General features: G+C 34.6%; 5 protein-coding genes. 2 read left to right on the top strand and 3 right to left on the bottom strand.

The window, feature by feature from the left end:
- Positions 1–424: 424 nt before the first annotated feature.
- Both AN161_RS00220 and ezrA read right to left on the bottom strand, forming a co-directional pair.
- A complete protein-coding gene (locus AN161_RS00220) occupies positions 425–889 on the bottom strand; it encodes a GNAT family N-acetyltransferase (RefSeq protein WP_053592364.1) in 465 nt (154 codons plus the stop codon).
- A gap of 98 nt (positions 890–987) precedes the next feature.
- Positions 988–2688 (bottom strand): septation ring formation regulator EzrA, encoded by a 1701-nt coding sequence (gene ezrA, locus AN161_RS00215; protein WP_053592363.1) that lies wholly within the window; start codon positions 2686–2688, stop codon positions 988–990.
- 190 nt (positions 2689–2878) lie between these two features.
- Between ezrA and hisJ the strand changes: the two genes are divergently transcribed.
- Together hisJ and AN161_RS00205 are read left to right on the top strand one after the other, a co-directional pair.
- A complete protein-coding gene (hisJ, locus tag AN161_RS00210; RefSeq protein WP_053592362.1) occupies positions 2879–3673 on the top strand; it encodes a histidinol-phosphatase HisJ in 795 nt (264 codons plus the stop codon).
- Between the two features lie 24 nt (positions 3674–3697).
- Entirely contained in the window at positions 3698–4177 is a 480-nt protein-coding gene (locus tag AN161_RS00205) for a GAF domain-containing protein (RefSeq protein WP_053592361.1), read from the top strand.
- Positions 4178–4276: 99 nt separating this feature from the next.
- On the opposite strand, the gene AN161_RS00200 is transcribed toward AN161_RS00205, so the two are convergent.
- Positions 4277–6157: a sensor domain-containing diguanylate cyclase gene (locus tag AN161_RS00200; RefSeq protein ID WP_053592360.1), complete on the bottom strand. Its 1881-nt coding sequence runs from the start codon at positions 6155–6157 to the stop codon at positions 4277–4279.
- Positions 6158–6329 lie beyond the last annotated feature (172 nt).

Below are 6329 nucleotides of genomic sequence, written 5' to 3'. Positions count from 1 at the left end.
TCGCTTCGCTTTCGCACAGATAAAACATTGTTGCTGTCGCTTCGCTTTCGCACAGATAAAACATTGTTGCTGTCGCTTCGCTTTCGCACAGATAAAACATTGTTGCTGACGCTTCGCTTTCGCACAGAAAACATCCGCTTCCTCAGGTCAACACGATGTTGGTCACGAAGGCGTTATCACAGGACGTGATGGTTTTAGCCTTCGTTCCTCTATTGCTAATCCTCGAGGAGTCGCCCAGTCGTAACGAAGATCAACTTATATACATAGCATACGTTTTTTTGAAATATCACCCTCTACTTTCAGTAAAATCCATTGCTACTACATTTAACTATATTTTAATACCATATTGTAAGCTAATTTCACACTAGTAATTCAAGAAAAACAACCGATCCTACAAATTTTTCTTAATTGACTAGCTGATTCATTAACCTTTCTTCATTGTTATAAATTCAGTTGAAGCAGTGATGTTCATAACTTTTTCAAAGCCTAATTTTTCATATAGGTGAATTGCTCTTGTATTAAATGTAGCTACTGTTAAACGAAGAGAAGAAGTATTTTTTTGTTGTAGGTGATTTAAGATAAATGAAAAAAATTCTAACCCATAACCTCTTCCTGTTAACTCAGGCTTCATCCCTATTCCGACATCAATGCATCCGTCTATATATGCGCCATAGTCATGGCCTTTAGGTACTTGTGCAGATGTTCCTGTACAGAAAAAACCGACTAGCTCTTCTTGATCATTTACAATTGAATAATACGGATTATCGAGTAATTCTTTTAGAGATTCGTCGCAAAATTTATTGTTATAAAAATCATACGGTGCTTCATATTTCCAATTTAAAATATCAATCGCATACATTTCATTCATTCCTCGAATAAATAATTGCAATTTGAACACCCCTATTTTCTCTTAAATAAACAAGGCTGTCTAAAAGTATTCACTATACTTTTTAGACAGCCGATGCCACTTATATTATTTTGCTTTAACTATTTTGACATTGGTTCTTCTGCTACAATTGCTTGAATTCGTTTTAAAGCACCTGTCTCCATTTCTTCAACTGCCGTTCCAGCTTCTTCTAATGCCTTGGAATAACGGAATTGATGGAAAGCTTTTTCTGCTTCTTTTAAACGTGCATTCAATTTTGGATTTGTTGCACGATGACGATTACCATACTGAATAATACGTTCAATCAGCATTACATTTTCAATCAATTCATGTGCCTTTGCTTTTACATCCTCCACACAAAGTGTTGCGGCATTTAAATTATTATGAACCGTTCCCATGTTGAGAGGTACTTCTTGAAGGCTTTGCATAACTACATAAATGTGCTCTGCTGCCTCATCTAGACGTGCATCCATTTCTTCAGGGATACCTGGAATATTAGCCTTATTTAATAACCGGTCTGTTTCTTGTAATGATTTTTTTAAGTTTTCTACTTGCGAGCGAGCCTTGTTTTCATCAATTCGTAGCTTCTTCATTGTATTCGATAAATGACCTTGCTCCTCATGAATACGCTCAAGTTCATCACTAATTTCAATCAATTCTTCCTGCAAACTTGAGTATGCAGATTTTTCCTCTCTAACACGCATCGCCAATAAGTCATAGCGACGTTGTAAAGCCTCTAATTGCTTTAATGCAACTTTTGGTATTTCTGCATCTTTTTCATTTAAATGATAGCTCTGCTGCACAAAGGTTGCTTCATCACTTACTAATTTTGTTGAACTAATAACATTAGTGATTGAGCTTAATAAACGATCACAATTTTGGTCAACATAATTTTTAGCAATAACCTCTTTTTCAAGCAGATCGTAATAATGATCAATCTCTTCATTTATTTCAGCAACACGCGGCTTAACAACTGTTAAGTTAAGCTCTGCTAATTCATTTTTTAATGTCGCAAATTCCTCTTCAAATTTATCCAGCGCCTCAGTTAGCTCTAAATGCTGTAAATAATAGGATTGCTCCTCCATTTCACGCTGACCACTACGTAATTCCTGTACAGCTCCTGGTAGCTTTACTTGTAATTCAGTCAAAATTGTTGGTACATCATTAATATATTCAAATGTCTGTTGTGATTCTTGATTTAAGCTAATAACTATTTCTCGCGCCTGCAAATAATTCCCTTCGCTAGTGAGCACATCAAATTCTTCAAACTTTTGAACAAACGTCTCTAGCTTTTTCTCCAAAGCTGGTAATGCTACGCCGAATGAATGCTGGTGCGCTAACAATGTTTTACGTGCAGAACGATAATATTCTTTTAATTGTTCAATTTCAATACGATTTTTTTCTTCGCTGCCAATTAATTCATTTAGTTCTTCTAATATTTTATCTTTATCTTGTTCACACTTTTGAATGTAATCTTCTATCTCACGTTCAATTAATGTTGCTTTATTAAAACGAAGTCTATTGACTTGATCCTCCGCATCAAATAAAAGCGAATCAATTTTTGTCATATGTACATCGATAACTTCATCCCAGCTATTGCGCCATCGTTCAAACATCTCTTCCGTTTCACCGTTCATGTTTAGAGATTTAACTTTTGAAATTTCCTCATTTATGGGATTGTTTTGTATTTGTGATTTTTCATTTTCAAGTTTAGCAATGATTGTTGTATGTTTTCGTCGCATCATAAATCCTACTATCGTTAAAATTAATAGTAGGATAACCGGAATGATGATATACTCCATCGTAAGCCTCCTATTCTACAATAAACGAATTGGCTAGTTGTATTTATTATATACTATGTTATCGCCTTTTGTACTAAAATTTGAGTGATTTTTGTGTATTTACACCTTTCAAAGATAACAACTACTTAAATTTTGAACACCTGGTGTAAATGAAGTGTTATTATCCAAAAGCTAAAGGAGTAGTAATTTTATGAAAATTGATGGCCATATTCATAGCCCATATTGTCCACATGGTACTTCTGATTCATTTAAGCAATATATTGAAAAAGCACTCGCTCATAACTTTACAGATATTACCTTCACAGAACATGCACCATTACCATTGAGTTTTGTAGACCCTACACCAGAGCAAGATAGTGGTATGAATCCGGAATTTTTAATGCCCTATTTTGAAGATTTGCAGCGCCTTCAAAAGGAGTACGCACAAGACATTCGCATTCATATTGGTCTAGAGGTTGACTATATTCAAGGCTTTGAACAAGAAACTCGTCAATTTCTTGATACATATGGACACTTTTTAGATGACTCTATTTTATCAGTCCATTTTTTACAATGGCAAAATAACTTTGAATGCATAGATTTTTCTCCAGAAAGTTTTATGACTTTTTCAAAAAAAGTAGGCTCTATTAAAGAAGTGTATGATTTATATTATGATACTGTCCTACAATCAATTACAGCAGATTTAGGGCAATACAAGCCTAAGCGTATTGGGCATCCCTCACTTATCCACAAATTTCAATTAGCACATATGGTGAAAATTGATGATTCTGTGCGGATTCGCGAAGTTTTAGATTTAATGAAGGAAGAAGGCTATGAACTAGATTTAAATAGCGCTGGATTAAGTAAAACACATTGTCAGGAACCTTATCCACCATTTGCCTTCATTGATTATAGCAAATCTATTGGGCTACCAATTGTTTTCGGTTCAGATGCTCATACTGTTGCTGATTTACATCAACATTACAATGTTATATACCCAAAATAAATATCTTTTAAACGAGGTGCTACTATGTTTACACAAATTAATTATGACGGGCCAATTGCCGAACAATATAATACATTAGCAAAACAGTTAGATGCCCTGCTCACTGGAGAAAGCGATCGCATTGCTAATTTAAGCAACGCCTCTGCTTTACTAAATCAATTTTTGCCAAACATAAACTGGGTTGGTTTTTATGTATTACAGGGCGAGGAACTTGTATTAGGGCCATTCCAAGGCTTACCTGCCTGTGTCAGAATACCAATTGGACGCGGTGTTTGTGGAACAGCTGTAGGCAAAGAAGAAACAATAGTGGTAAAAGACGTACATGATTTCCCAGGGCATATTGCCTGTGATGCCGCGTCCCAATCCGAAATCGTTATTCCCTTAATAAAAGAAGGACATGTCCTCGGTGTTCTTGATATCGACAGTCCAATCGTAAATCGCTTTTCTAAGGAAGATCAAGAGGGGTTAGAGCTATTCGTAAAAACCTTACTTCTCCATTTATAAAAAAATGCCCTGAAATGATTTATTGTCATTTTAGGGCATTTTAGCATATAAAGATGATTAATGTTTTATTTTCAAAGACATCTGTTTACTTTTGTCACATTATAAATTGTTTTGATAGGATCGATCATGAATACAAAATCGATTTTTACCACTGTTTTTAGCTTCATAAAGCGCTGTATCTGCATGTAGGAAAACAGATTGAAACGCTGGACGGTATTGTTCACCCCATGTTATGAGACCTGCTGAAATTGTCACTTGTGGATCCGTTGCACTTGGAATTACTGCAACGATTGCTGCTGCCAATTCGACTGCTTCTTTCTCATCAATGTTCGGGATATACACGGACATTTCCTCCCCACCCCAGCGTGCACAAATACCTCGAGCTCCAATCATTTCTTTTAACTGTAACGCAATTTGCATAAGAATCTTATCACCAATTTGATGACCATACGTATCATTAATGCGTTTAAAATTATCAATATCAATGAGCAAGAACATTCCTGATTGATCATTTTTAAGTGATTTTTCTACATACTGGTCTAAATAACTTCTTGCATATAATTTTGTCAAATGATCCAAATCTACCATTTCTTGAAGTCGATTTCGTAATATTGAGTTTGCAATTGCTAAAGAAGAGTGATGGATTAATGATTGCATTAATTTAAAACTATCAAATGAAAAGAAATACGGCTCCTTGTGTAACACAATACTAAAGCCATTAATTTTTTCTTCCATTAAGATTGGAATTGCCATAATGGAACGATATTCAATTGGATTAGGGGTTAGTCGACTGAAATCAGCAATAAATAGCGGGTCATTAGTATGTTCAAAATGTTGTTCAACATGTTTTATATATGTTTGACCCTTCTCTGAATTAAATAAAGCCGTACTAGCATCCGTCACTTCAAAGGTATCTTTATGTTTAAAAGCGAAACAAACTTCCATTGGTTGAAAGGATTTCATTAACTGTTTTTGTAGGAATAGTAACATTTCACGAATGTCAATCCTCATATTTAAACGATGCGATGTTTCATTAATGAGTTGTAAGTCACTTACGAGGCGATGCGATTGATGATATAATTTTGCATTTTCGAGCGCATTCCCTGATGCTTGTGCTAGCATACGTACAAAATCTTTTTCAGTGGTTGAAAAAAGATATGTTGTCGGTGCACTTACTTGTAAAATGCCATAAATAGCTTGTCTCCCTTTTATAGGAGCGTTTAATAATCGACAATTCAAATCGCTTGCAAGCTCCGTCGTCAGGTCTCCTGAGACAAAAGCCTCAATCGTTGCAGGTCTTTCAGATAAGTAATCAAAAAGCTTAATATCGATAGTTGTATGGCGGTCTTGATCATTCGATAGTATAAGATCCACATTAAACTCTGGGAAATTATCTTTAATATTTTTTAAGACATTTTCTAAAATTAAATCAATATCCATAGTGGAATGAAATAAATCTGTCATATTATACAATTTTCTATATTGATCTTCATTCACTTTTACTTCCAAATTTTCTCTGATCATTTGAAGAACTTTAGTAAGCGTTTCTACGCACTCTTCTCCGTAATCCGAAGTCAAAAAGTCTGTCCAAGCATCTGTCGCCTCCACGAGTAATACGCCAACTGGACTTTTACCTTCTGATTGGAAAAGCACCATATCTGTCATCATCGTATAGGCTTCTTTTTCTTTTAATATATAAGGAATTTTCACCATCTTTTGTTGATAAAAGTTAGCTTCAACCATTAGCCATGACACAGCATTTAGTTTTGTTTCAATTGTTAAAGCAGCCATCTCTTCAACAGGTATTAAAGAATTACCTTCAAAACTTAGAAAAGCTGCATTTACAATTCCCAAGTGCTTCTTTAGACACTGTTTCAATGAATAAAAATACTCATTAAAACCAGCTTGTTCCTTAGAACTCACCCAAAAGCTCAAAACATCTGATTTTATATATTTTAGCGTTTGTAAATGGTCTGTCATGAAATCACCTTTTCTATATAACGTCCAAATCAATTACTAATAACTTATAGTATATTATACATATTTTGTGTCATTTTGACTATGTTATTCTATTTAACTTTTACATTTTACATTTCTCACTGCATCATTAACTATTTCGGAATATTGGAAAATGTATACGGAGGAAATTTTT

Origin of the sequence: Lysinibacillus sp. FJAT-14222, from assembly GCF_001278875.1 — a bacterium.
Taxonomy (GTDB): domain Bacteria; phylum Bacillota; class Bacilli; order Bacillales_A; family Planococcaceae; genus Lysinibacillus; species Lysinibacillus agricola.
The sequence above is the reverse complement of the archived record's forward strand: the minus strand, read 5'-3'. Positions and strand labels throughout refer to the sequence as shown.

Coding starts and splice junctions, on each gene's coding strand:
- hisJ (WP_053592362.1), top strand. CDS start 2,879: ATGAAAATTGATGGCCATATTCATAGCCCATATTGTCCACATGGTACT.
- AN161_RS00200 (WP_053592360.1), bottom strand. CDS start 6,157: ATGACAGACCATTTACAAACGCTAAAATATATAAAATCAGATGTTTTG.
- ezrA (WP_053592363.1), bottom strand. CDS start 2,688: ATGGAGTATATCATCATTCCGGTTATCCTACTATTAATTTTAACGATA.
- AN161_RS00205 (WP_053592361.1), top strand. CDS start 3,698: ATGTTTACACAAATTAATTATGACGGGCCAATTGCCGAACAATATAAT.